Origin of the sequence: Caballeronia sp. Lep1P3 (genome assembly GCF_022879595.1) — a bacterium.
Lineage (GTDB): Bacteria > Pseudomonadota > Gammaproteobacteria > Burkholderiales > Burkholderiaceae > Caballeronia.
Genome location: NZ_CP084267.1, coordinates 443720 through 467321, shown reverse-complemented (window position 1 = coordinate 467321; position 23602 = coordinate 443720). Strand labels below are relative to the sequence as shown.

Sequence of the window (23602 nt, the reverse complement as noted above, 5' to 3'; positions counted from 1 at the left end):
GGAATTACTCCTTCGTAGTCTGTGTGGGTCGAGCGTTGGCGTCGCTCGCGTATTCGCCCGCCTGCAGCTTGCGGCGCAGTATCTTGCCGACCGGCGACTTCGGAATGTCGTCGACGAACACGTAGTCGCGCGGCCGCTTGAAATTGACGAGATCGGACTGGCGGCACCAGCCGTCGAGCGTTTCGGCGTCCACGTACTCGCGGCGCTTGATGAACGCGACGACGCGCTGGCCCCAGCGCTCGTCCTTCACGCCCGCGACCGCGACTTCATCGACAGCCGGATGCAGCGACAACACCGATTCGATGTCCACCGGCGAGATGTTCTCGCCGCCGCTGATGATCATGTCGTCGACGCGGCCCGTCACGTAGAGATCGCCGTCACGGTCGAAGTAGCCGGTGTCGCCGGTGAAGTACCAGCCGTCGCGCAGCGACTTCGCGTTCGCGTCCGGGCGGTTCCAGTAGCCTTCGAACGCTTCGTCGCCGAGCAGGTCCGCGATGATCTGGCCTTCCTCGCCCGTCGCGGCGATGTCGTCGGGCGAAACGGCGTCGAGCTTCGCCACGCGCAGCCGCGTATTGATGCCCGCGCGCCCCGCGCTGCCGGGCTTTTTCGTGGCGTCCTGATCGATGCTGAACGTGTAGACCTCGGACGAGCCGTAGTGATTCACGAAAAGGTCCGGCTCGAAGGCGGCCGAGAGGCGCTTGAGCAGGCCGTCGTTCATCGGCGCGCCCGCGAAGCCGAGCTTTCTGACCGACGACGTATCCGTGCTCGCGAATGCGCTGTCGGCGAGCAGATCGTGATAAAGCGTCGGCACGAGATAGAGGCACGTCAGCGCGTGGCCCGCGATGGAGTCGAGCGCGAGCTTCGCGTTCCAGCGCCGCACGCAGACGAACACGCCATCGACGAGCGCCATCGAAAGCAGCGAGCGCACGCCCATCGTGTGATAGAGCGGCATCACACCGAGCGTTCTTTCGCCGCGCCGATACAGGTTTTGCGCGACGTGCGCGAGCGCGCCCGCGCGTTCGTGCCGATGACGGCGCGGCACGCCCTTCGCCTTGCCGGTCGTGCCGGATGTATAGAGGATGAGCGAGATGTCGTCGGCGGTGGCGTGCACCGTCTCGCCGGTGCGTTCGCGCTCGCGTTCCGCCATGAGTGCGTCGAAGGTCATCGTACGGCCCGCGACATCGTCGAGACCGATGCGCGGCACGTTCTGCGCCGATGCGCTTTGCGCCACCGCATCGGCGCAAACGGGTTCGTAGACGATCGCCTTCACGCCCGCGTCCGTCACGCAGTATTCGAGTTCGTCGGGCTTCGCGCGCCAGTTGAGCGGCACGATCACGATGCCCGCGAACTGGCCGGCCCAGTGCAGCGTCGCCATTTCCCAGCGGTTCTGCAGCACGACGAGCAGCCGGTCGCCGCGTTGCAGGCCGAGTTCGCGCAGGCCATCGGCGACATTCAGAATCACGCGATGCCACGCGGCATATGTCAGTTGCACGTCGCCATCGACGAGCGCGAGCGCGTCCGGGCTGCGCTCGACGCTTTGCAGGAAGGTGCGGCCGAGATCAAGCATGTTCGGCCTCCTTCGCCTCGTTCCCCTCGCCCGCCTCGCCCGACTGACGGCGCGCGGCCGCGTCCAGCACGGCCGCGACGATCGGCGTGTAACCGGTGCAGCGGCAGATGTGCCCGGACAGCATCTCGCGCACTTGCTCCTCGGTGGGATTCGGTACGCGCTTCAGATAGTCCGCGCACGACATCAGAATGCCCGCCGTGCAGAAGCCGCACTGCAGCGCGTGATGCCGCTGGAACGCCTGCTGCAGATCGCCGAGCGTTTGCCCGGGCGCGAGGCCTTCGACCGTGTCGATGCGCCGTCCGTCGGCCTGCACGGCCAGCATCAGGCACGAGCGCGCCGCGATGCCATCCACGTGCACCGTGCATGCGCCACACACGCCATGCTCGCAGCCGACGTGCGTGCCGGTCGCGCCGAGTTCGTGCCGGATGAAATCCGACAGCAGTTCGCGCGGCTCGCAATGACCGCTTCTTTCGCGGCCGTTGAGCGTCAGCGTGATGCGCTGCTGCTCGCCGTGCCGCATGATGTTGTCCGCCGTGTTGCTCACTTCGCCTCCTCGATCACGCGCCATCCGAGTTGCCGGACCAGGTGCCGGCGATACTTCGCGCTGATGTGCGCGTCGTCCTGCGCGTTCAGTTTCCAACTCAAATCGTTCAGCGCGCCGCGCAGATCGTCGCCCGAGAGACGCGGCCACGTTTCCGCAACCGGCCTGTCCGCGACGCCGCCCACCGCGATGCGAATCGAATCGTCCGTGACGGCCGCCGCGCACGCGACCACCGCGAAATCGCCGTGGCGCGCGGAAAATTCGGTGAATGCGTAGCGCTCGCCCGGTCTTTTCAGCGGAAAGCGCACGGCTTCCACGAGTTCGTCCGGCTCGCGCGCGGTCATCAGCATTCCCTGAAAGAAGTCCTTCGCCGCGAGCGTGCGGCGCTTCTTCTTCGAGCGCAGCAGCACGTCGCCGCCGAGCGCGCTCAGCACGAGCGGCAGTTCGGCGCTCGGATCGGCATGCGCGATGGAACCGCACACCGTCCCGCGATTGCGGATCTGAAAATGCGAGATATTCGGGAACGCCATCGCGAGCATCGGCACTTCGTCTTGCAGCGTGCCGCGCCATTCGACGCTGCCTTGCGTCGCCGCCGCGCTCACGACGAGATGCCCCGCTCGGTCGTCGACGCGCACGGCATCGAGTTCGGCGGTGCGCGAGACATCGACGAGCACGCGCGGCTGGGCGAGCCGCATGTTGAGCACCGCCATCAGCGATTGCCCGCCCGCCAGAATGCGCGCGTCCTCGCCGTATTGCGCGAGCGCATCGAGCGCGTCCTGCGTCGTCTTGGCGCGCAGATAGTCGAACGATGCGGGCTTCATGCGTGCCTCCTGAAACGTGCAAGAAGTCTTGCGATCCACGAGCCGCGCGTCTGCACCGGCTTGCCCGCCGCCTGCCGCCCGAGGGATTCGAACAACTGCCGGAGCACGACCTTCGCCGCGCCTTCGAGCATGCGGCCGCCGACCGCCGCGACCTTGCCGGACACTTGCGCCTCGTAGTCATACGTGAGCCGCGTGCCGCCCGCGTGCGGCGTCAGTTCGACGAGACCGTTGCCGCGCGCGCTGCCGAGCGGCGACATGCCCGCGCCCGCGAGACGCAGGCGGCGCGGCGCGTCGATTTCCGACAAGCCGATGCGCGCCTCGAAACGCGCCTTGATCATGCCCACGCCCACCGTCACATCCGCGCGATACTGGTTCGGGGCGGTTTCTTCCAGCGCGTGACAGCCGGGAATGACATTGGCGAGCGCCTTCGGGTCGAGCAGCACGGCGAACACCGCTTCGGGCGTCGCGGGCAGATCGACCGTGCCTTGCGCCGTGAGCGCGCGGCCGCCGCCGGGCGCCGCGGGCTTCGTCGCGGGCGCTTCGCGATATTCGGGGCGCGACGGTTCGGGATCGTCGATGCCGATCATCGCCATCACCTTTTGCGGCGTGAGCGGAAGGCGAATGTCCGCGACGCCGAGCGCATCGGCCACCGCATTCGCGATGCACGGCGGCGTGCTCATGTTGTTGCCTTCGCCGAGTCCTTTCGCGCCGAGCGGCGTGAACGGCGACGGCGTTTCGAGATGCACGATCACCGGATCGGGGACTTCGCAGGTCGTCGGCATCAGATAGTCGGCGAGCGTGCCGGACTGGAAGCTGCCGTCCGCGCCATAGCGGAACTCTTCCATCAGCGCCGCGCCGAGCCCTTGCGCGAACGCGCCGCGAATCTGGCCGTCCGCGAGCGCGGGATTGAGGATCGTGCCCGCGTCGTGCACCGTCACGTACCGGTCGATACGCACGCGCCCCGTCGCGCGGTCCACTTCGACGCCGCACATGTCGAACGCGAAGCCATACGCCGCCGACGTGTTGATGCGGTCCGCTTCGTCGGGCGCGTCCATGTGCGGCGGCGACCAGAACACGGTTTCGCGCAGGCCCGGCTCGTCGCCCTCGGGCAGCAACGCCGGCGCCCAGTGCGGCGCGTTGCTCGCGGCGCGCGCGAACGGCAGCGCGCGGTCCCGCGCGTCCTTCGGATAAATGCGCGCGCCTTCGAAATGCACGTCGCCGGGCGCGCAGCCGAACTGCTTCGCGAGAATGCGGGCGAGCTTGTCGCGCACGCGCGTCGCCGCGAGATGCACCGTGCCGGCCACCGCGCCCGCGAAACGGCTCGAATAGTTGCCCGCCGCGACGGACCACGCGTCCTTGTGCGTGTCGAACTCGACGTTCACGACGATGTCCTTCGGGTCCAGCCCGAGCACGTCCGCGACGACTTGCGCGCACACCGTCATGTGGCCCTGTCCGGCCGGCGTCGATGCGATCGTGACGACGACGCCGCCCAGCAGATCGACGCTCACCGTCGCGCTCGCGATCGCGCCGTTCTTCGGCCCGGCCTTCTTGCGCGCCTCGGGCGGCATCACGGTCGTGATGTAGCCCATGTTCGACACCGACGGCTCCACGATCGCCGCGAAGCCGATGCCATAGAGACGCCCTTCCTTGCGGGCCGCATCGCGCCGCGCGGCGAGTTCGCCGTAGCCGCCTTCGCTGACCGAGCGCCGCAGCGCTTCCTGATAGTTGCCGGAATCGAGCAGCGCGCCGGCTGCCGCGCGATACGGAAACGCATCGGCGGGCACGAAGTTGCGGCGATAGACATCGAGCACGTCGAGCTTCAATTCGACGGCGATGCGCTGAACCAGCCGCTCCAGCGCGAAATAGACCTGCGGTCCGCCGAAGCCGCGCACGAGGCCGCTCGGCGTCTTGTTGGTGAGCACCACGCGATTGCGCACGATGAGATTGTCGATCGCATACGCGCCCGTCAGACAGCCGTGCATCCGGTAGAACGTCGCGGGCTCGGGTGCGCGCACGTAGCCGCCCACGTCTTCGAGTTGATCGTAGGAAAGCGCGACGATGCGCCCGTCGTCTTGCACCGCCGCTTCGATGGTCGAAAGGCGCGCAGTCGCCGAGGTCGCCGCGCTCAGGTGCTCGAGCCGGTCCTCGACCCACTTCACCGGCGCGCCCGCCTTGCGCGAAGCGAGGCACATCAGCACGACATACGGAAACACGGCCTGCTTCACGCCGAAGCTGCCGCCGGAATCGCGCGGCGCCTTGTGACGCAGACGGTTGGCGGACACGTTGAGCGCCATCGCCATGACGGCGTGCAGCGAGAACGGCCCCATGAAATTCGAGGTGACGTCGTAGCCTTCGTCGCCTGACAGATACTCCGCGATAACGACGCCGCATTCGATCGGCGCGCACGTGTTGCGCGGATAGTGCGTCGTGAGCTTCACGCGATGCGGCGCGCTCGCGAACGCCGCTTCGGGGTCGCCATAGCGGAAATGCCTGTCGCTGATGACGTTCGTTCCCACGCGCTCGTGCAGAACGGGCGCGTCGTCCTGCAAGCACTGCTCGATGGATGTAACCGGATCGCGCAGCGCGTATTCGACGCGAATGAGATCGAGCGCGTCTTCCGCGATCGCGCGCGATTCCGCCATGACGACGGCAACCGGCTCGCCGACATAACGCACGCGGTCCATCGCGAGCGCCCATTGCTCCATCGGCGACTTCACGCCGACGACGAAGGGCCGCGACCACGGCCGGAGATCGTCGCGCGTGAGAATCGCGCGCACGCCATGCAGCTTCGATGCCGCTTGCGTGTCGATGGCCACGATATCCGCGTGCGCGTGCGGCGAGCGCAGGATCGCGGCCTGCAACGTGCCGGGCTTGACCGCGAGATCGTCGCCGTAGCGCCCGCGCCCGGTGAGAATCGCGGGGTCTTCGAGACGCTGCATCGGCCGGCCGACGTGACGCGCGGGCTGGACTGCATCGCTGTCGGCGACGCGCGCGTTGATGTCGGCGAATCCGGTATCGCGCTGGTTCATGGCTTCACTCCTTGCCTTCGCCGCGGCTGCCGAATTCGTCGGCGAGACCGCTCCAGCGGCGCGCGATCTCGCCGTGCTCGATGCCGAACAGATCCAGGATGCGCCCGACCGTGTGATCGACGACATCGTCGATAGTCTTCGGATGCGCGTAGAACGCGGGCACGGGCGGCATGACGATGGCGCCCATTTCGGTCGCGAGCGTCATGTTGCGCAAGTGCGCGAGATTGAGCGGCGTTTCGCGCGCGACGAGCACGAGGCGGCGGCGCTCTTTGAGCATGACGTCGGCGGCGCGCGTGAGCAGGTTGTCCGCGAAGCCGTTCGCGACGCCCGCGAGCGTTTTCATGGAACACGGCGCAATCACCATGCCGTCGCTCAGGAACGAACCGCTTGCCACGGCCGCGCCGATATCGCGCACGTTATGCACGACGTCCGCGAGCGCGTCGATGTCGCCGCGCGTGAGGCCGAGTTCCTGCGCCGCCGTGACCGCGCCCGACTGCGACACGATCAGGTGCGTCTCGTGCGTGCCGAGCCGGCGCAGCGCGGCGAGCAGCCGCACGCCGATGACCGCGCCGCTCGCGCCCGAGATGCCGACGACGATGCGCTTTCCGCGTTCAGCCATGATCGGTTGCGAGATAGTCGTTCAGGGCGCTGCTGTCCGCCGCGACGAGCGCGTTCAGGTCGACCGTGTCCTGCCCCGGAATCCGCACGCGCGTGAAGACATGCGCGGGATACACGACGGGCCGCGTCGCGTCGAGCCCCATCTTCGCGCTCACGCCTTGCAGATGCGCGGGCGCGTCCTCGGGCTGGCCGACCGTCGTCGATGGATCGAGCGGCGAGCCTTGCGCGCCCGCCACCACGACGAGATCGCGGTCGGCCTGGAAGCGCGTCGCAATCGCCCATTCGATTTCGGCGGGATCGTGCACGTTCACGTCCGGATCGACGACGACCACTTGCTTGATGTCGTAATGCGCGCCGAACGCACAGAGAATCACGTTCTTGGCTTCGCCTTCGCGCTTCTTGTCGAACTGCACCCACAGGTGATAGCGGCAGACGCCGCCCACAGACAAATGCACGTCCTTCACGCTCGGATGGCTGCGCTGAAGATGCGCGAGCAGCGTCGCTTCGCGCGGGATCGCGCCGAGCAGCAGATGCTCCATTTCTGCGGGCACGATCGTATGAAAAATCGGGTTGCGCCGATGCGTGACCGCCGTGACTTCGATGACTTCGCGCGATTCCTTCGCGCTGTAGTACTTGGGGAATTCCCCGAACGGGCCTTCCGGCTCGCGCACGTTCGGCAGAATGCGCCCTTCGATCACGATCTCCGCGAGCGCGGGCACATGCACGCCGTTGGTCACGCATTGCGCGACCGGCAGCGGTGCGCCGTGCAGCGCGCCGGCGATTTCGAGTTCATCGTGATCGATCGGCGTGATGGCTTGCGATGCGAGCATCGTCAGCGGATCGACGCCGATGGCAACGGCCACGTCGAGCGCATCGCCCGCTTCTTCGGCGGCGCGCTGAAATGCGTACAGATGGCGCGGCAGCAGCAGGATCGCCATGCGATCGCGGCCATGCACCTGAATGCGGTTGATGGAGACGTTCTGCACGCCCGTGCGCGGATTGCGCGCGATCACGAGGCCCGCCGTGATGTACGGGCCGTTGTCATGCTCGCTGTGCGTGGGAATCGGCAAGAGCTTATGCAGGTCGATGTCTTGCGCATGCACGACTTGCTGGCACGGCGCGTTCTCGCGGGCAACGAGCTTCGACGGAAGCGGCGCCGATGCGGCAGCGGAAAAGCGCGCGAGCAGCCCGGCTTCCTCGACGCCCATCGCTTCCGCGATCCACGCGCGCTTCGCCATGAAGCCGCTGACGACAGGCATCGCGTGGCCGCCGGGATGCGTGAAGAACGCGGCCTGCGTCCCGTCGAGACGCTTCGCGATGGCGGCGAGTTCGTGCTTTAGCGAAACCGGCTTGTCGATGGTCGCGACGCGGCCGGTTTTCGCGAGATGCGCGAGCCAGTCGCGCAGCGACAGCGAAGCGGCATCGGCGCTGCTTTTATTCTGGGTGGCCCACGAAAAAGAGGGAACGCCGTTCGTTGCGGCATCGCGTGTATTCATCTGCGTCTCCATCTGATGCCTGCCCTGTCGGCGAAGAATGCCGCAGCAAGCGCATGGTTGAAGCGTAGCGAGATCACGCCATAACTTCTAATACTGTTTTCTGATGCGGCAAATCATTGGCTCTTATATCCGTATTAGCCCCGATGACAGGCGTCTTACAGTTCCGTATCAATAGATGCCTTCCTGAGCGCGCTGCGGCGTACCCGGGCACCGGCAACGCTTTCGCGGTACGAGGAATGCGGCAGTGATAACAAAGGCACAGGGTATTAGCAGCGCTGATGCCGAGGGACATGAATGGACCTGAAGCAAATCCAGTACTTCATCGCACTGTTCGAGGACGGCTCGGTGACGCGCGCGGCCAAGCGCCTGAACATCGTGCAGCCCGCGCTCAGCATGCAGATTGCGAAACTGGAGGACGAGCTGCATCAGCAGCTTTTCGAGCGCGGCGCGCACGGCATGGCGCCGACCGCTGCGGGACGTCTCATGTACCGGCTCTTTCTGCCGATCATGCGCGACCTCGCGCACGCGCGGCAGCAGCTCGTTCAGCGCGACGAAGTCGTGACCGGGCACGTCGGCATCGGGCTGATTGCATCGGTGACGGAAAGCGTGCTCGCCGATTCGCTCTCGCGCTTTCATGCGCGCTATCCCGATGTCGAAGTCACCGTCGCCGATGGCTACAGCGCGACGTTCATCGACTGGGTGGCGGGCGGCCAGCTCGATGCCGCGATCATCAACAAGCCGCGCGCGCGTCTTTCGCTCGATGCGCGCGCGTTGCTCGACGAAGAAATGGTCCTGGCAACGAGCGCCACGCATGGCCCGGACCTGCCGCACGCAATCGAGCTTGCGCAATTGCCGGAACTGGAACTCGTGCTGCCGACCAAGCGCCACGGTCTGCGCGGCGTGCTCGACAGCGCCGCGCAGCACGAAGACGTGCTGCTCGCGCCGCGCTTCGAGATCGACGTGCTTTCGACCATCCTCAAGCTCGTCGAGAGCACGCGTTTCGCGACGATCCTGCCGCGCATCGTCGTCGAGCGCGCGGCGCGGCATGGAACGTTGCGCGCCTGTCCGATACTCGCGCCGCGCATCGTGCGTCACATCGTCTGCGTGAGCCATCCGCGCCGTCCGTTGAGCGCGGCAGCCGAGGCGCTCATCGAGATCATCCGCGACGAACTGCATCGGGCATCGAATAGTTCGGTTTCCGAAATATCGTCCACATTGAAGGAACGCTCCGCATGAATGCACCACACCGCGCACCCCACCCCGCACCACACTGGATCGCCGGCGAATGGACCGGCACGCCCACGCTCGACAGCATCGACCCCGCGACGGGCGAAGCCATCGGCCAGTATGCCGACGGCGGCGCACGCGACGCGGACGCGGCAATTGCCGCCGCCCGCCATGTGTTCGACCGCACGACGTGGGCGCAGGACGCGCGTCTGCGCCAGGACGTGCTGCTCGCGTGGGCCGCGGCGCTGGAGGCGCAACGCGAAGCGCTCGCGACGCTGCTCACGCGCGAGAACGGCAAGACGATTGCGCAATCGCGCGGCGAGATTGCGGGCGCCATCTCCGAAGTGCGCTATTACGCGGGACTCGCGCGCCATATCGCCGGGCATGTGCTGGAACCGGAACCGGGCACCCTCTCGACGATGCTGCGCGAAGCCGCTGGCGTCGCCGCGATCATCGTGCCGTGGAATGCGCCTGCGGTGCTGCTCGTGCGCTCGCTTGCGCCGGCGCTCGCGGCGGGCTGCACGGCTGTCGTCAAGCCCGCCGCGCAGACGTCGCTTCTCACCGCCGCCATGCTGCGCTGCTTCGACGCAACGGCGCTGCCGAAGGGCGCGGTGAATCTCGTCAACGAGCAAGGCCACGCGGCGAGCGCGCGGCTTGCGGATTCGCATGATGTCGATGTCGTGAGCTTCACCGGTTCGACCGCGACCGGAAAGAAAATCATGGCCGCCGCCGCCGACAGCATGAAGAAGCTGTCGCTCGAACTCGGCGGCAAGTCGTGCTGCCTCGTATTCGACGATGCCGACATCGCGGCCATCGCGCCACGCCTTGCCCGCGCCGCGACGATCATCTCGGGTCAGCAATGCACGGCGGCGCGGCGCGTGCTGGTGCATGCGTCGCGCGCGGCGCAGATGCGCGAGCATCTTGCTGCGGCGCTTGCGTCGTTGAAAGTGGGACCGGGCATCGATCCGGCGACGGATATCGGCGCGCTCATCGATGCGCCGACGCGCGACAACGTGGACCGCACCATCGAGCGTGCATGCGATATGGCCGACCGCGTGCTTCTGCGCGGCGCGCGCTCGGGCCACGCGTTTCTCTCGCCGACGCTCGTCGAGCATGCCGATCCGAAGGCGTTCTTCTGTCAGGACGAAATCTTCGGGCCGTTCGTCACGCTCGAAGTTTTCGATAGCGAACAGGAAGCGCTCGCGAAGGCCAACGATACGGTCTTCGGGCTGTCAGCGAGCGTGTGGACGCACGACGGTCCGCGCGCCTTTCGCGTTGCACGCGCGCTGCGCAACGGGACCGTGTGGATCAACGATCACAACAAGCTCTTTGCTGAAGCCGAGACCGGCGGCTATCGGCAAAGCGGGCTCGGGCGTCTGCATGGCTACGACGCGCTCGCGGATTTCACCGAGATCAAGCACATCTGCATGCCGGCAGGCGTCGCCGAAGGCATCGCTCCGCTTCGCTGATCCGCGCTTTGCAACGGCGATCACGCCCGCCTGCCGACATGGGGCGCGAGCGCCGCAAGCCACACCGCGACGGCGACCGCGCCCGCATCCGATGAACCGACGGCGCGCGCGCCGAGATAGCTTGCGCGTCCGACGCGAGGCGTCATGCGCGCGGTATCGTCGGCACCTTGCTGCGCCGCCGATACCGCGCTCGCCCATGCATCGCCCGGCGGCGTGCCCGCGTTCAACGCCGCTTCGAACGTGGACGCTGCGGGCAGCAGCGCATCGAGCATCGTGCGATCGCCGGCCTTCGCGCCGCCGAGTTCGCCGATAGCCTGCACCGCTTCGTTGAAGGCCGTGGCCCAGTCTCTTGCCGCGCTTTCATTCGTGCGCGACAGCACGCGCGATGCGCGCATCAGCGCGGTTGCATAGAACGGACCGGAACTGCCGGCGATCGCTTTCTGCAAGGCTGCGCCGAGCGCCGCGAGCGCGCGGGACGGCGTGCCGAGCGCCGCTTGCGGCACGGCGCACAACGCGTGAGCCGCGCGCTTCATGCTTGCGCCGAGGTCGCCATCGCCCGCGAGGGAATCGAGTTCCGTGAGCCTCGCCTCGCTTGCGATGAGCGCATCGGCAACCGACTGCAACGCCGCCTCGATGCGCTCTGCGCAGGCGCGCTCCGACTCGCTCGCAAGCGCGGGCTGCGCTTCTTCCTCGACCGGCACGTCGATGCGAATGTCGCGATTGACCGCGCCGCCGCCTGGCCATGCGCGCGCTTCGGTGGGTGCATCGAGCAGATCGAGCATGGCGTCGTCGACACGCATGAGCGACACCGAGCAGCCCGGCATGTTCAGCGCCGAAAGCAGCGTGCCCGCCCACGCGCGCTCGACGTGCACGCCGCGTTGCGCGAGCGCGTCGTAGGCCGCGCGCAGCACGATATCCAGTTCCATCTGCGGCGTCGCGCCCAGTCCGTTGACGAGCAGCGCCACGCGCTCGCCGCGCTCGATGCCCATGTGCTCGACGATGTTCGCGACGAGCGTCTCGGTGAGCGGCGTGGCGGCTTGCGGCAACGTGCGCTCGACGCCCTTCTCGCCGTGAATGCCGAGGCCGAGTTCGATCTCGTCGTCGGCGAGCGTGAAGCTCGATGCAGCGACGCCCGGCAGCGTGCAGCCATCGAGCGCGACGCCCATCGTTCCGAGCTTCTCTGCCGCATTGCGCGCGATGGCCGCGACCTGCGCAAGCGCAAGCCCGCGCGCGGCGGCCGCGCCCGTGATCTTGTGAACCAGCACCGTGCCCGCGATGCCTCGCCGATGACCGCGGCCGGCGAGCTTGCGCAAGGCCACATCGTCCGCGACGACGACGACTTCCACCGGAATGCCTTCGGCGCGCGCGAGTTCGGCGGCAAGCCCGAAATTGAGGCGATCGCCCGTGTAGTTCTTCACGATGAGCACGGCGCCGCGCGCGCCGGCCGTTGCGCGGATCGCCGCGAGAACGGCATCGGTCGGCGGGGACGTGAACACCTCGCCGCATACCGCCGCGCTCAACATGCCCGCGCCGACATAGCCGCCGTGCGCGGGTTCGTGCCCGCTGCCGCCGCCCGAGATGACCGCGACCGCGCGATCATCGCTTGCCGCCTGCGCGCGTCGAACCAGTACGTTTTCGTCGCCGAGCAAGGCGACGTGCGGCGCCTGCCGCGCGAGTCCTTCGAGCATTTCGCGCACCACGCTGGCCGGATCGTTGATGAGTTTCTTCATGGCACTGTGCCTCCATCGCGTGTCGAAAGAGTAATCGATTTCGCCGCCTAGGAGCGCATGGCGCTTGCTACGCATCAGGGGAGACAACCGCGATGCGTGCGCGCGAGACCGCGCACGTCGAACCATAAGGAGCGAACGCGATGCTGACACAGCGAACGAAGGACATCGTCAAGGCCACGGCGCCCGTGCTTGCACAGCACGGTTATTCGATCATTCAGCGCTTCTATTCCCGGCTATTCGAGGCGCATCCGGAACTGAAGAACGTCTTCAACATGGCGCATCAGGAACAGGGCCAGCAGCAGCAGGCGCTCGCGCGCGCCGTGTATGCCTATGCCGAAAATATCGAAGACCCGGGCAGTCTCGCGGCCGTGCTCGCGAACATCGCGCACAAGCATGCGAGCCTCGATGTGCGGCCCGAGCACTATCCGATCGTCGGCGAACATCTGCTCGGCGCGATCAAGGACGTACTGGGCGATGCGGCCACCGACGACATCATCGCGGCATGGGCGCAGGCCTACGGCAATCTCGCCGATGCGTTGATGGGCATGGAGAGCGAACTGCGCGAGAAGTCGGCCGGGCAAGTGGGCGGCTGGACCGGCTGGCGCAGCTTCGTTGTCAAGGACAAACGCGCGGAAAGCAGCGTCATCACATCGTTCATTCTCGAACCGGCCGATGGCGAGCCGGTGATGAACTTCGAGCCGGGACAGTACATCGGCATCGCGGTGAACGTGCCTTCGCTGAACCTGCAGCAGATACGGCAGTACAGCCTGTCCGACATGCCGAACGGCCACAGCTATCGCATCTCGGTCAAGCGTGAGGAAGGCGACACCACGCGGCCGCCGGGCTACGTCTCGTCGCTCCTGCACGATCACGTTAATGTGGGCGACGAAGTGAAGCTCGCCGCGCCTTACGGCACGTTCCATATCGATGTCGATGCAACGACGCCTATCGTGCTCATCAGCGGCGGCGTGGGACTCACGCCGATGGTCAGCATGCTCAAGCGCGCGATTCAGAACCCGCAGCGGCAAGTGGTGTTCGTGCACGGCGCGCGCAACAGCGCGGTTCACGCGATGCGCGACCGGCTCAGGCAAACGGTCGCCACGCATGCGAACTTCAAGGCCATCGTCTACTACGATGCCCCGCTGCCCGGCGATATCGAAGGGAAAGACTACGACAGACGCGGGTTCATCGATCTGCGCGAACTCGGTCAGGCCGTGCTGCTTCCCGATGCCGACTACTACATCTGCGGGCCGATTCCGTTCATGCGCGCCCAGCACGATGCATTGAAAGCGCTCGATATTCAGGAATCGCGCATTCACTACGAAGTGTTCGGCCCCGACCTTTTTGCGGAATGACTACGAAAGTCATCTTGGCTTGCGATAGTGCGATGCAGGCATCGAAGCGCGGGCCGCAACCCGCGCCTACACCCCCCTTATGCGCTCACAGATACTCGACGTTGCCATCGACGCTGATGGCTTGCCCCGTGATGTTGCCGGCCGCAGGCGACGTCAGAAACAGCGTCATCGCGGCGATGTCCTCGACCGTCACCATGCGGCGCAGCGATATCTTCTCGAGATACTCGTCGCGCATGGTCTCGAAGCTCACGCCGACCGCCTCCGCGCGCGCCGCGATCACGCGATCCATGCGCTCGCCCTGAACCACGCCCGGAAGCACCGCGTTCACGCGAATATTGCTCGGCCCGAGTTCGATGGCAAGCGACTTCATGAGGCCGATAAGCGCCCACTTCGTCGCCGCATAGGGCGTGCGAAACGCATAACCGAGACGGCCCGCCACCGACGACATCGTGATGATGCTCGCGCGTTCCGAAGTCTCTTTCATGAGCGGCACGGCCTTGCGCAGAAAGTAGAACTGGCTCGTCAGATTGGTCGTGACGGTGCGCTCCCATTGCGCGGGATCGAGCGCTTCCACGGCACCGGTCGGTCCCGCGATGCCCGCGTTATTGATGAGCACGTCGAGGCCGCCCAACGCCGCGCGCGCTTCGTCGATCACGCGGTCCACTTGCTGTGCATCGCCTACATCGGCCACGCAGCCATGCAGCGACGCGTGACTCGCCGTGAAGCGCTCGACGGCGGAGGCATCGACATCGCAGATAAAGACGTTTGCCTGCACCTGCGAGAAGGCTTGCGCGATGCTCGCGCCGATGCCGGAAGCGGCGCCCGTTATCAGCACGCGCAATCCCGGCTGCGGTTTCAGTAATTCGAAAGTATCCATGTGTCGTCGTATCGAATGTTCAGTGGCGCGCGGCGCGTCAAAGCGTCATGCCGCCGGATGCTTCGATGACCGCGCCGTTGATATAGCTCGCCTCGTCGCTTGCAAGAAACGCATACACGTTGGCGATTTCCTCGGGCTTGCCGAGGCGTCCGAGCGGCACCTGTGCGCGCATCTTCCCGAGCACGTCGTCGGGAATCGTCGAAAGAATCGGCGTTTCCACGAAGCCGGGCGCCACCGCGTTCACGCGAATGCCCTTCGGCCCGAGTTCGCGGCTCCATGTCTTCGTGAAGCCGATCACGCCGAACCTCGATGCGGCGTAATTCGTCTGCCCAAAGTTGCCGTAGATGCCGACCACCGAGCTTGCGTTCAGGATCACGCCCGAGCCTTGCGCGATCATGCCGTCGACGACCGCCTGGCTCGCGTGAAAGACCGCGCGCAGATTCACGTCGATGACCGCGTCGAACTGTTCGATCGTCATCTTCTGCAGGCGCGCATCGCGCGTGATGCCCGCGTTGTTCACGAGCACGTCGATGCGTCCATGACGCTCGCGCACCGCGGCCACCATGTCGTCGACGCTGCGCCGATCCGCCATGTCGACCGCGAACGCGCTGCCTTGCGCGCCCGCTTCGTGACACTGCGCGATGACGTGCTTCACCGATGACTCGTTGATATCGCACGCGACGACGACCGCGCCTTCGCGCGCGAACTTCAATGCAGTGGCGGCTCCGATGCCCTGTCCCGCACCGGTGATGATCGCGACCTTTCCTTTGAGTCTCATGGTTCTTTCAGCCTTGTTATGTTCGATTTACGAGTGCATGCCGGCCGCCTTGCCATTGCCCGCGGTTCGTGCGCCGCCCGCTTCGCGCCGGATCGCTTTTGCAAACACCGGCACGAGCGCAAGCCCGAGCACCGACGCCACGACGATCACGAGAAAGCCCGAATCGCTGCGGCCCGTCACAGTCTCCGTCACGCCGAACAGATACGGTCCGACGAATCCGCCGATAAGCCCGATCGTGTTGATGAACGCCAGCCCCGCCGCTGCCTGGATGCCTTGCAGACGCTTCATCGCAATGGCCCAGTACGAGGGCAGCACCCCGCCGCCGAAGAATGCCGTGACTGCGAGCAATGTCATGCGCGCCGCCGGATTGGCCGTCGCGACGAACGCACAGGCGCCCGCGACGAGTCCAGCCGTCAGTATGCCCAGATACACGCAGTCGTTCCCATAACGTCGATGAATGCGCGGCAGAATCAGCACGCCGAGCAGAAAGCCCACACCGACGCTCGCCGACAACACGCCGACGATGAACGGCGTCCTGACGTGCATCTGCTGAATCATCGCGGGCGTGAAGAAGTAGAGCCCGACGAACGCCACCTGGTTCAGAAAGTAGATGAGGCCGATCAGCACGGTCGTCGGACGCTTGATCGCAGCGAGCCAGTCCGCCGAAGTGAGTTCGGGATGGCCATGCGTGTCGATGAGGGCACGCGCTTCGAGCGCCTGCGCTTCTTCGGCCGAGAGCCAGCGTGCATCGTGCGGACGCTCGGGCAGCTTGAAGAAGAGCACGATACCCGCGATCACGCTCGGGATGCCTTCGATCATGAACATCCACTGCCAGCCATGCAGGCCGCCTACGCCGCCCAGTTGCATCAACGCGCCTCCGATGGGATTGCCGAGCACGAGCGCAAGGGCGGGCGCCGTGTAGATCCAGCCGACGGCGATCGGACGGTCCGCGGGCGCGAACCACAACGTCACCATGTACATGAGCGCGGGAAAGAGCCCGGCTTCCGCGATGCCGAGCAGCACGCGCAGCACATAGAAAGACCACTCGCCGTGCACGAACATCATCGCCGTCGAGAGAATGCCCCAGCTCACCGCGATGCGCGCGATCCAGCGGCGTGGCCCCACGCGATGCGCCGCGAGATTGCTGGGCACTTCGAGCAGTGCATAGCCGATGAAGAAGATGCCCGAGCCGAGCCCGTAGGCGGCCGCGCTAATGCCGACATCGGCCGCGAGCTGAACCTTCGCGAGCGCGACGTTCGTGCGGTCGAGAAAGGACATGAAGTAGATTGCGCACATGAGCGGGATGAGCCGCAACATGGCTTTCCTCGTCGCGGCGCGATGCATCGCGTCGAGGCTGTCTTTGACGGCGCTGGTGTCCATCTTGTCTCCTGATGGGTGCGCTGCACGGGTCTAGCTTTTATGCAGCGTGGATCGAATGAATGAGCCGCGTCAGAGCGTGACGTGATCGCGTCCCTTGAGACCGAGCATCGCGCGCGCATCGGCGGGCGTGGCGATCTCGAACGAAAGCTCTTCCAGAATGCGGCGAATCTTGGTCACCTGCTGCGCGTTCGATTCGGCCTTCTTGCCCTTGGCGATATACACGCTGTCTTCCAGGCCCACGCGCACGTTGCCGCCGAGAATCGCGCTCATCGTGACGAGCGGCATTTGATGCCGGCCCGCGCCGAGTACGGAGAAGTGATAGTTCTCGCGTCCGAACAGGCGATCCGCCGTCGAGCGCATGACGGTCATGTTTTCGGGGTCCGCGCCCATGCCGCCCAGAATGCCGAACACGGACTGAATGAAGAACGGCGGCTTGACGAGCCCCTGATCCACGAAATGCGCGAGATTGTAGAGATGGCCGAGGTCGTAGCACTCGAACTCGAAGCGCGTGCCCATGCCGCCCAGTTCCAGAAGAATGTGCTTGATGTCCTTGAACGTGTTTCGAAAGATCATGTCTTCCATGCCTTCCACGTAGTCCTTCTCCCAGCCGTAACGCCACGACGAAATCTTCGCGGCGAGCGGATGAATGGAAAAGTTCATCGAGCCCATGTTGAGCGAGCACATCTCGGGCGCGGCGGCGAGCGGATAGGCAAGCCGCTCTTCGAGCGTCATGCGCGTGCTGCCGCCCGTCGTGATGTTGATGACCGCATCGGTGGCATCGGCAATCGCCGGCACGAATTGCCTGAAGACGTCCGGGCTCGGCGTGGGGCGTCCGTCGATCGGATCGCGCGCGTGCAGATGAATGATGGCGGCCCCTGCGCGCGCGGCGTCGATGGCCTGATCGCGGATATCGGCCGGCGTGAGCGGCAGATGTTCCGACATCGAAGGGACGTGCGTTGCGCCCGTGACGGCGCACGAAATGATGACCTTGCGGCCCGGCTGACTCATGTTGCGTTCCTCGTCTCCATGTCTTCGCCAATGCCGCCGCACTCTCGAACGGCGGCTTGTGACACGAATCTTATTGAGTTAGCATGCCGCCGAAAAGGTCATTTCCGGACACGCGGGAGTCCTGCGAGGACATCCCTCGAACTCGATGACGAAGCCATGCCGACGACCCGTCCCCCGCTGAACGAGCGCATGTATGCGCCTTACAAGATTGCCGCGCTCGTCGAGGTGCTCGCCGAACAGGGCATTGCGCCGGCGGACAGCTTGCGGGGCACCGAGCTGACGGTGGAAGCGCTCGACGATGCCTCGGTCCTCACTTCCATCGGACAATATGCGACCGTATGCAAGAACGCGATCTCGCTATCGCGCGATCCCGCGACGCCGTTCAAGGCTGGCCGCAGACTGCATCTGTCCGCTTATGGCATGTACGGCTACGCGCTGATGTCGTGCCTTTCCTTGCGCGACTACTTCAAGCTCGGCGTGAAATATCATCGGCTCGCGACGCCCACGGTCGCGATCGAATGGACCGAATATCCCGACAGAATGGTGTGGACGTTTCCGGATGCCTTCGTATCGAGTCCGTCGCGCGAATTGCGTGAGTTCGTCATCGAGCAGCAATACATGCAGCACGTCACGCATCTTCAGGATGTGGCGGGCAGTCTGTGTCCGCCGGTGAAGGCATGCTTCGCGTATCACGCGCCCGCGCACGCTGACATTTATTCCGAGTATCTCGGCTGTCCGTGCCACTTCGACGCGCCGCAGTGCGAACTCGTCTACGACAGCGCCATACTCGATCGCAAGCCGCAACTTGCGCATCAACTCACTGCATCGCTGTTGCAGGAAACGTGCGACAGGCTCATCGGTCAGGCGAAGACATCGAGCGGCGTATCGGGCGAGGTCTATCAGATACTCATGAGCACGCCGGGCGTGTTTCCCGGCATGGAAGCGACAGCCGAATCGATGCATATGACGACGCGCACGCTCAGGCGGCGTCTCGAGGCGGAAGGAACGTCGTTTCTCGGTATCGTCGACGATGTGCGGCGTTCGCTCGCGCTCGAATATCTGAAGACGACGAAGATGAGCACCGACGATGTCGCGATGCTGCTCGGCTTCAGCGACACCGCGAATTTCAGGCGCGCGCTCAAGCGCTGGACGGGCAAGGGACCGGGCGAGTTGCGACGATAACGTTCGCCATCCTGACTATTTTTCACGTCGCCATTTCAGTGGGAAAAGCCCGCGACCGTAGAGGTCGCGGTGATCCTTGCAATGGTGCGGCGATTGAAGATTAAACCGCCCGACGCACCAGCATTTCCCTGATCTTGCCAATCGCCTTCGTCGGGTTCAGCCCCTTCGGGCACACGTCGACGCAGTTCATGATCGTGTGGCAGCGGAACAGGCGATACGGGTCTTCGAGGTTATCCAGGCGCTCGCCAGTGGCCTGATCGCGGCTATCGGCGATAAAGCGATACGCCTGCAGCAAGCCGGCCGGCCCCACGAACTTGTCCGGATTCCACCAGAAGCTCGGGCACGATGTCGAGCAGCTCGCGCACAGAATGCACTCGTAAAGGCCGTCGAGTTCATCGCGCTCCACCGGCGACTGCAAACGCTCCTTCTCGGGCGGCGGCGTGTCGTTGATCAGATACGGCTTGATCGAGTGATACTGGTTGAAGAACTGCGTGAAGTCGCAGATGAGATCGCGCACCACCGGCAGCCCCGGCAGCGGACGCAGCACGATGCGCTGCGGCAACTCATTCAGATTCGTCAGGCACGCAAGCCCGTTCTTGCCGTTGATGTTCATCGCGTCCGAGCCGCACACGCCTTCGCGGCACGAGCGACGGAACGACAGCGTCTCATCCAGCGCCTTCAACTTCACCAGCGCGTCGAGCAGCATGCGTTCGTGCTGAATCTCCAGCTCATACGTCTGCATGCGCGGCGCGGCGTCCTTGTCCGGATCGTAGCGATAGACCTCAAAAATTCTCTTTGCCATTTCGATTCCCTTGCTTTGTGCCTTAGAAGGTACGCGCCTTCGGCGGCACCGATTCGACCGTCAGCGGCTTCATCTGCACCGGCTTGTAGTCGAGGCGATTGCCTTCGCTGAACCACAGCGTATGACGCATCCAGTTCTCGTCGTCGCGATGTTCGTAGTCGCTGTGCGCATGCGCGCCGCGGCTTTCCTTGCGCGCTTCGGCCGACACCATCGTCGCGCGCGCCACGTCGATCAGGTTCGCCAGTTCCAGCGCTTCGACCTTCGCCGTGTTGAACACCTTCGACTTGTCCTTCAGATGCACATGCTTCACGCGCTCGGCCAGTTCAGCGATCTTGCCGACGCCTTCTTCCAGCAGCTTCGCGGTGCGGAACACGCCCGCATGCGCCTGCATCGTCGCGCGGATGTCGTTGGCGATGTCCTGCGTGTATTCGCCCGACGTCGATTTCTCCAGCACCGCGAGACGTTCGAGCGCGAAGTCGGCGGCATCGGCCGGCAGCGGCTTGTGCTCCTTCATCTCGCTTGCATGCTTGACGATGTGATTGCCCGCCGCGCGCCCAAATACGACGAGATCGAGCAGCGAGTTCGTGCCCAGACGATTCGCGCCGTGCACCGAGACGCACGAGCATTCGCCCACTGCATAGAAGCCGTTGACCGGATCGTTGTAGCCGTTGGCGGTGCCGACCACTTGTCCGTGCATGTTGGTCGGAATACCGCCCATCTGATAGTGGATGGTCGGCACGACAGGGATCGGCTCCTTGATGCAGTCGACGTTGGCGAACTTCAGCGCGATCTCGCGAATCGACGGCAGACGCTTCATGATCGTCTCGGCGCCGATGTGCGACAAATCCAGCAGCACGTGATCCTTGTTCGGACCCACGCCGCGGCCTTCCTTGATCTCCTGGTCCATCGAGCGCGAAACGAAGTCGCGCGGCGCGAGGTCCTTGAGCGTCGGCGCATAACGTTCCATGAAGCGGTCGCCGTTGGCGTTGCGCAAAATGCCGCCTTCGCCGCGCACGCCTTCGGTGATCAGCACGCCCGCGCCCGCCACGCCCGTCGGATGAAACTGCCAGAACTCCATGTCCTGCAGCGCGATGCCGGAACGCGCGGCCATGCCGAGGCCATCGCCGGTATTGATGAACGCATTGGTCGAGGCCGCGAAGATGCGCCCCGCGCCGCCTGTTGCGAACAGCGTGGTCTTGCCTTCGAGGATGTACACGTCGCCCGTTTCCATCTCGAGCGCGGTCACGCCGAGCACGTCCCCATCGGCGTCGCGAATGAGATCGAGCGCCATCCATTCGACGAAGAAGTGCGTTTTAGCCGCGACGTTCTGCTGATACAGCGTATGTAGCAATGCGTGGCCGGTGCGGTCCGCTGCGGCGCATGCGCGTTGAACGGGCTTCTCGCCATAGTTCGCGGTATGGCCGCCGAACGGACGCTGATAGATGGTGCCGTCCGCATTGCGGTCGAACGGCATGCCCATGTGTTCGAGTTCATACACGGCATTGGGCGCTTCGCGGCACATGAACTCGATCGCGTCCTGGTCGCCGAGCCAGTCGGAGCCCTTGATCGTGTCGTAGAAGTGGTAGTGCCAGTTGTCCTCGCTCATGTTGCCAAGCGATGCGCCGATGCCGCCTTGCGCGGCCACCGTGTGCGAGCGCGTCGGAAACACCTTCGACAGCACCGCGACGGAGAGGCCCGCGCGCGCCAGTTGCAGCGATGCGCGCATGCCCGATCCGCCCGCGCCGACGATGACCACGTCAAAGCGACGACGCGGCAGGGAAGTCTTGATTGCAGCCATGTTCTTTAAACTCTCCAGAGAATCTGTGCAGCGTAGCCGGCGCATCCGATGAGCCACAGCACGGTCAGCACTTGCAGACCGAGGCGCAAGCCGACGGGCTTCACGTAGTCCATCCAGATGTCGCGCATGCCGACCCACGCGTGATAGAAGAGCGAGAGCAAGGCGACGAACGTGGCGAGCTTCATCCACTGCATCGCGAAGATGGAGGCCCAGCCTTCGTAGGAGAAGTTATGCGCGCCGAAGAAAAGCACGAGCAAGACGAGCGTATACACCGCGACGACGATAGCCGTCACGCGTTGCGCGAGCCATTCGCGCAGGCCGTAATGCGCGCCGACGACAAGACGCTTCGGACCGACTCTGTTCTGAGTTGCCATGTTAGAAGGCTCCGAAAAGTTTGAGCGCGACGGCGAGCGTCAGCACGAGCGAGACGACGAGCACCGCGATGGCGGTCTGACGCCCGCCTTCCTTGTTCACGGCGACGTGTGCATCGAGCGCGAGAAAGCGGATGCCCGCGCAGAAGTGATGCAGATACGCCCACGACAGCACGAGCGTGATGATCTTGACGACGGGGTGCGCGAGAAAGCCCTTGAAGGCGTCGAAGCTGATTTCCGAGGTGAGGCTCTGATCGAGCAGATACAGCAGGAATGGCAGCGCGATGAACAGCAGCAGGCCGCTGATGCGGTGCAGGATCGACACCTTCCCCGCCCACGGCAAGCGATACTTCGCGATCTGTCCAAGCCCGATGTTCCGGTACTCGGGCCTTGGTTTTTTTACGGCTTCAGCCATGCTAGACCCCTTCCTTTGTCTCTCTAAACGAATTCGACGAACGCAGTCCCGGCGCGACGCGTCGCGCGGGAAGCCAGGTCTGCGGGGAACGTTATAAGCGTCGTTGGTGTTTTGAATACGCCGACTGCGCGCGGACTTCGCGCGATAGCGCTATTTTGTCGCGGTATTGATATACTGTCCAATATCTATCTCGTCTTTCTGAAATAGCTTTTACAGATATCGCATGGAGCTGCGTCACATCCGTTATTTTCTGGCCGTGGCCGAAGAGCAAAACGTGACGCGCGCGGCGGAACGGCTCGGCATCGGCCAGCCGCCGCTTAGCCAGCAAATTCATGCACTCGAAGACGAACTCGGCGTGCGCCTCTTTCGGCGCACCGGGCACGGTGTCGTTTTGACGGAAGCGGGCGAAGCCTTCGCCGTCGACGCGAAACGCATGCTCGACGACGCGCGCGCCGCCGTCGAAAACGCGCAGAGCGCGGGGCGCGGCGAGATGGGGCAGCTCAACATCGGCTTCACGGGATCGGCGGCGTTCAATCCGGTCGTGTCGAAGCTGATACGCGCATATCGGCAGTCGTATCCGAACGTCGTGCTGACGCTCGCCGAAGGCAACACGGCGCAACTGCTCGCGTGGCTCGATGCGGGCAGCGTGGACGTCGCGTTCGTCAGAATCGGCAGTCAGTCGCCGGCGGGCGTCGAGTTTCATCACATCGCTATCGAACCGATGCGCGCCGTGCTGCCAACGACACATCCGCTCGCCAGAAGAAAGAAGATCGCGCTGTCCGCACTCGCGCAGGACCCGTTCGTCATGCTGCCGCGCGTGGCGAGCCCCACGTTGCACGATGTCATCGTCGGTGCGTGCCGCGAGGCGGGATTCGAGCCGATCGCGGGGCAACAGGCGCCGCAGTTATCGTCGGTGGTGAATCTGGTCGCGGCGGGGTTCGGCGTATCGCTCGTGCCCGCGTCGGTGTGTCAGATACAGGTCGAAGGCGTCGCGTATCGCGAGGTGGCCGGCAAGACCATATCGATACGGCTCGCGCTCGCGTCGCGCGTGGAGACGGGCAGCGCCAAGACCGCGAACTTCATCGAAACGGCGCGCGCGTTCGCATCGTCGATCGATTCGATGTGACGCGCCGCTTCG

The 23602-nt window shown here is 65.0% G+C and carries 20 protein-coding genes; 5 read left to right on the top strand and 15 right to left on the bottom strand.

Translation table 11 applies throughout. From position 1 onward, the window contains the following. Nucleotides 1–4 precede the first annotated feature (4 nt). Genes LDZ27_RS22705 through LDZ27_RS22680 form a run of 6 tightly spaced genes read right to left on the bottom strand, consistent with a single transcriptional unit; the run spans nucleotide 5 to nucleotide 8072 of the window. The gene (locus LDZ27_RS22705) at nucleotides 5–1567 is read right to left on the bottom strand and encodes an AMP-binding protein (protein WP_244817375.1); all 1563 of its coding nucleotides are present in this window, start codon (nucleotides 1565–1567) and stop codon (nucleotides 5–7) included. Next, nucleotides 1560–2111 (bottom strand): (2Fe-2S)-binding protein, encoded by a 552-nt coding sequence (locus LDZ27_RS22700; protein ID WP_244817374.1) that lies wholly within the window; start codon nucleotides 2109–2111, stop codon nucleotides 1560–1562. The genes LDZ27_RS22705 and LDZ27_RS22700 overlap by 8 nt, the downstream gene beginning before the upstream one ends. Next, nucleotides 2108–2929 carry a xanthine dehydrogenase family protein subunit M gene (locus tag LDZ27_RS22695; RefSeq protein WP_244817373.1) on the bottom strand — a complete coding sequence of 274 codons (822 nt, stop codon included), beginning with the start codon at nucleotides 2927–2929 and terminating at the stop codon, nucleotides 2108–2110. Before LDZ27_RS22695 ends, LDZ27_RS22700 begins: the two co-directional genes overlap by 4 nt. Beyond that, nucleotides 2926–5958 carry a molybdopterin cofactor-binding domain-containing protein gene (locus tag LDZ27_RS22690; protein WP_244817372.1) on the bottom strand — a complete coding sequence of 1011 codons (3033 nt, stop codon included), beginning with the start codon at nucleotides 5956–5958 and terminating at the stop codon, nucleotides 2926–2928. The genes LDZ27_RS22695 and LDZ27_RS22690 overlap by 4 nt, the downstream gene beginning before the upstream one ends. Before the next feature lie 4 nt (nucleotides 5959–5962). Further along, nucleotides 5963–6577 (bottom strand): UbiX family flavin prenyltransferase, encoded by a 615-nt coding sequence (locus tag LDZ27_RS22685; protein WP_244817371.1) that lies wholly within the window; start codon nucleotides 6575–6577, stop codon nucleotides 5963–5965. Continuing rightward, nucleotides 6570–8072, bottom strand: a complete 1503-nt coding sequence (locus LDZ27_RS22680; RefSeq protein WP_244817370.1) for a UbiD family decarboxylase — start codon at nucleotides 8070–8072, stop codon at nucleotides 6570–6572. Before LDZ27_RS22680 ends, LDZ27_RS22685 begins: the two co-directional genes overlap by 8 nt. A 294-nt stretch (nucleotides 8073–8366) precedes the next feature. On the opposite strand from LDZ27_RS22680, the gene LDZ27_RS22675 reads away from it, so the two are divergent. Beyond that, on the top strand, nucleotides 8367–9308 hold the full coding sequence (locus LDZ27_RS22675) for a LysR family transcriptional regulator (protein WP_244817369.1): 942 nt from the start codon (nucleotides 8367–8369) through the stop codon (nucleotides 9306–9308). Further along, nucleotides 9305–10768: an aldehyde dehydrogenase family protein gene (locus LDZ27_RS22670; RefSeq protein WP_244817368.1), complete on the top strand. Its 1464-nt coding sequence runs from the start codon at nucleotides 9305–9307 to the stop codon at nucleotides 10766–10768. The genes LDZ27_RS22675 and LDZ27_RS22670 overlap by 4 nt, the downstream gene beginning before the upstream one ends. A gap of 20 nt (nucleotides 10769–10788) precedes the next feature. On the opposite strand, the gene LDZ27_RS22665 is transcribed toward LDZ27_RS22670, so the two are convergent. Continuing rightward, entirely contained in the window at nucleotides 10789–12498 is a 1710-nt protein-coding gene (locus tag LDZ27_RS22665) for a dihydroxyacetone kinase family protein (RefSeq protein ID WP_244817367.1), read from the bottom strand. A gap of 140 nt (nucleotides 12499–12638) precedes the next feature. Between LDZ27_RS22665 and hmpA the strand changes: the two genes are divergently transcribed. After that, nucleotides 12639–13853 (top strand): NO-inducible flavohemoprotein, encoded by a 1215-nt coding sequence (gene hmpA / locus LDZ27_RS22660; protein WP_244817366.1) that lies wholly within the window; start codon nucleotides 12639–12641, stop codon nucleotides 13851–13853. Nucleotides 13854–13938: 85 nt separating this feature from the next. Here the strand turns inward: hmpA and LDZ27_RS22655 are convergent, their stop codons facing one another. The 4 genes from LDZ27_RS22655 to LDZ27_RS22640 form a co-directional block, all read right to left on the bottom strand. Further along, nucleotides 13939–14730 carry an SDR family oxidoreductase gene (locus tag LDZ27_RS22655; protein WP_244817365.1) on the bottom strand — a complete coding sequence of 264 codons (792 nt, stop codon included), beginning with the start codon at nucleotides 14728–14730 and terminating at the stop codon, nucleotides 13939–13941. 37 nt (nucleotides 14731–14767) lie between these two features. After that, nucleotides 14768–15508, bottom strand: coding sequence for a beta-ketoacyl-ACP reductase (locus LDZ27_RS22650; protein ID WP_244817364.1), 741 nt, complete (start codon nucleotides 15506–15508; stop codon nucleotides 14768–14770). Between the two features lie 27 nt (nucleotides 15509–15535). Further along, complete coding sequence (locus LDZ27_RS22645) at nucleotides 15536–16888, bottom strand: MFS transporter (protein ID WP_244817363.1); 1353 nt, start codon at nucleotides 16886–16888, stop codon at nucleotides 15536–15538. Between the two features lie 69 nt (nucleotides 16889–16957). Next, nucleotides 16958–17896: a 3-keto-5-aminohexanoate cleavage protein gene (locus LDZ27_RS22640; RefSeq protein ID WP_244817362.1), complete on the bottom strand. Its 939-nt coding sequence runs from the start codon at nucleotides 17894–17896 to the stop codon at nucleotides 16958–16960. 156 nt (nucleotides 17897–18052) lie between these two features. On the opposite strand from LDZ27_RS22640, the gene LDZ27_RS22635 reads away from it, so the two are divergent. After that, on the top strand, nucleotides 18053–19078 hold the full coding sequence (locus LDZ27_RS22635) for an AraC family transcriptional regulator (RefSeq protein WP_244817361.1): 1026 nt from the start codon (nucleotides 18053–18055) through the stop codon (nucleotides 19076–19078). A 100-nt stretch (nucleotides 19079–19178) separates the two neighbouring features. Here LDZ27_RS22635 and LDZ27_RS22630 read toward each other — a convergent pair whose 3' ends face one another. Genes LDZ27_RS22630 through sdhC form a run of 4 tightly spaced genes read right to left on the bottom strand, consistent with a single transcriptional unit; the run spans nucleotide 19179 to nucleotide 22464 of the window. Next, entirely contained in the window at nucleotides 19179–19880 is a 702-nt protein-coding gene (locus tag LDZ27_RS22630) for a succinate dehydrogenase iron-sulfur subunit (protein WP_244817360.1), read from the bottom strand. Between the two features lie 22 nt (nucleotides 19881–19902). After that, complete coding sequence (gene sdhA, locus LDZ27_RS22625) at nucleotides 19903–21678, bottom strand: succinate dehydrogenase flavoprotein subunit (protein WP_244817359.1); 1776 nt, start codon at nucleotides 21676–21678, stop codon at nucleotides 19903–19905. Between the two features lie 5 nt (nucleotides 21679–21683). After that, a complete protein-coding gene (gene sdhD / locus LDZ27_RS22620) occupies nucleotides 21684–22052 on the bottom strand; it encodes a succinate dehydrogenase, hydrophobic membrane anchor protein (RefSeq protein ID WP_244816786.1) in 369 nt (122 codons plus the stop codon). A gap of 1 nt (nucleotide 22053) precedes the next feature. Beyond that, on the bottom strand, nucleotides 22054–22464 hold the full coding sequence (gene sdhC / locus LDZ27_RS22615; RefSeq protein ID WP_244816785.1) for a succinate dehydrogenase, cytochrome b556 subunit: 411 nt from the start codon (nucleotides 22462–22464) through the stop codon (nucleotides 22054–22056). A 223-nt stretch (nucleotides 22465–22687) separates the two neighbouring features. Between sdhC and LDZ27_RS22610 the strand changes: the two genes are divergently transcribed. Beyond that, nucleotides 22688–23590, top strand: a complete 903-nt coding sequence (locus LDZ27_RS22610; RefSeq protein WP_244817358.1) for a LysR family transcriptional regulator — start codon at nucleotides 22688–22690, stop codon at nucleotides 23588–23590. Nucleotides 23591–23602: the final 12 nt, after the last annotated feature.

Bases quoted from the DNA above. Each gene is read 5' to 3' on its own strand.
- LDZ27_RS22705 (WP_244817375.1), bottom strand. From the start codon at position 1,567: ATGCTTGATCTCGGCCGCACCTTCCTGCAAAGCGTCGAGCGCAGCCCG.
- LDZ27_RS22695 (WP_244817373.1), bottom strand. From the start codon at position 2,929: ATGAAGCCCGCATCGTTCGACTATCTGCGCGCCAAGACGACGCAGGAC.
- LDZ27_RS22690 (WP_244817372.1), bottom strand. From the start codon at position 5,958: ATGAACCAGCGCGATACCGGATTCGCCGACATCAACGCGCGCGTCGCC.
- LDZ27_RS22685 (WP_244817371.1), bottom strand. From the start codon at position 6,577: ATGGCTGAACGCGGAAAGCGCATCGTCGTCGGCATCTCGGGCGCGAGC.
- LDZ27_RS22680 (WP_244817370.1), bottom strand. From the start codon at position 8,072: ATGAATACACGCGATGCCGCAACGAACGGCGTTCCCTCTTTTTCGTGG.
- LDZ27_RS22675 (WP_244817369.1), top strand. From the start codon at position 8,367: ATGGACCTGAAGCAAATCCAGTACTTCATCGCACTGTTCGAGGACGGC.
- LDZ27_RS22670 (WP_244817368.1), top strand. From the start codon at position 9,305: ATGAATGCACCACACCGCGCACCCCACCCCGCACCACACTGGATCGCC.
- LDZ27_RS22665 (WP_244817367.1), bottom strand. From the start codon at position 12,498: ATGAAGAAACTCATCAACGATCCGGCCAGCGTGGTGCGCGAAATGCTC.
- hmpA (WP_244817366.1), top strand. From the start codon at position 12,639: ATGCTGACACAGCGAACGAAGGACATCGTCAAGGCCACGGCGCCCGTG.
- LDZ27_RS22655 (WP_244817365.1), bottom strand. From the start codon at position 14,730: ATGGATACTTTCGAATTACTGAAACCGCAGCCGGGATTGCGCGTGCTG.
- LDZ27_RS22650 (WP_244817364.1), bottom strand. From the start codon at position 15,508: ATGAGACTCAAAGGAAAGGTCGCGATCATCACCGGTGCGGGACAGGGC.
- LDZ27_RS22645 (WP_244817363.1), bottom strand. From the start codon at position 16,888: ATGGACACCAGCGCCGTCAAAGACAGCCTCGACGCGATGCATCGCGCC.
- LDZ27_RS22640 (WP_244817362.1), bottom strand. From the start codon at position 17,896: ATGAGTCAGCCGGGCCGCAAGGTCATCATTTCGTGCGCCGTCACGGGC.
- LDZ27_RS22635 (WP_244817361.1), top strand. From the start codon at position 18,053: ATGCCGACGACCCGTCCCCCGCTGAACGAGCGCATGTATGCGCCTTAC.
- LDZ27_RS22630 (WP_244817360.1), bottom strand. From the start codon at position 19,880: ATGGCAAAGAGAATTTTTGAGGTCTATCGCTACGATCCGGACAAGGAC.
- sdhA (WP_244817359.1), bottom strand. From the start codon at position 21,678: ATGGCTGCAATCAAGACTTCCCTGCCGCGTCGTCGCTTTGACGTGGTC.
- sdhD (WP_244816786.1), bottom strand. From the start codon at position 22,052: ATGGCAACTCAGAACAGAGTCGGTCCGAAGCGTCTTGTCGTCGGCGCG.
- sdhC (WP_244816785.1), bottom strand. From the start codon at position 22,464: ATGGCTGAAGCCGTAAAAAAACCAAGGCCCGAGTACCGGAACATCGGG.
- LDZ27_RS22610 (WP_244817358.1), top strand. From the start codon at position 22,688: ATGGAGCTGCGTCACATCCGTTATTTTCTGGCCGTGGCCGAAGAGCAA.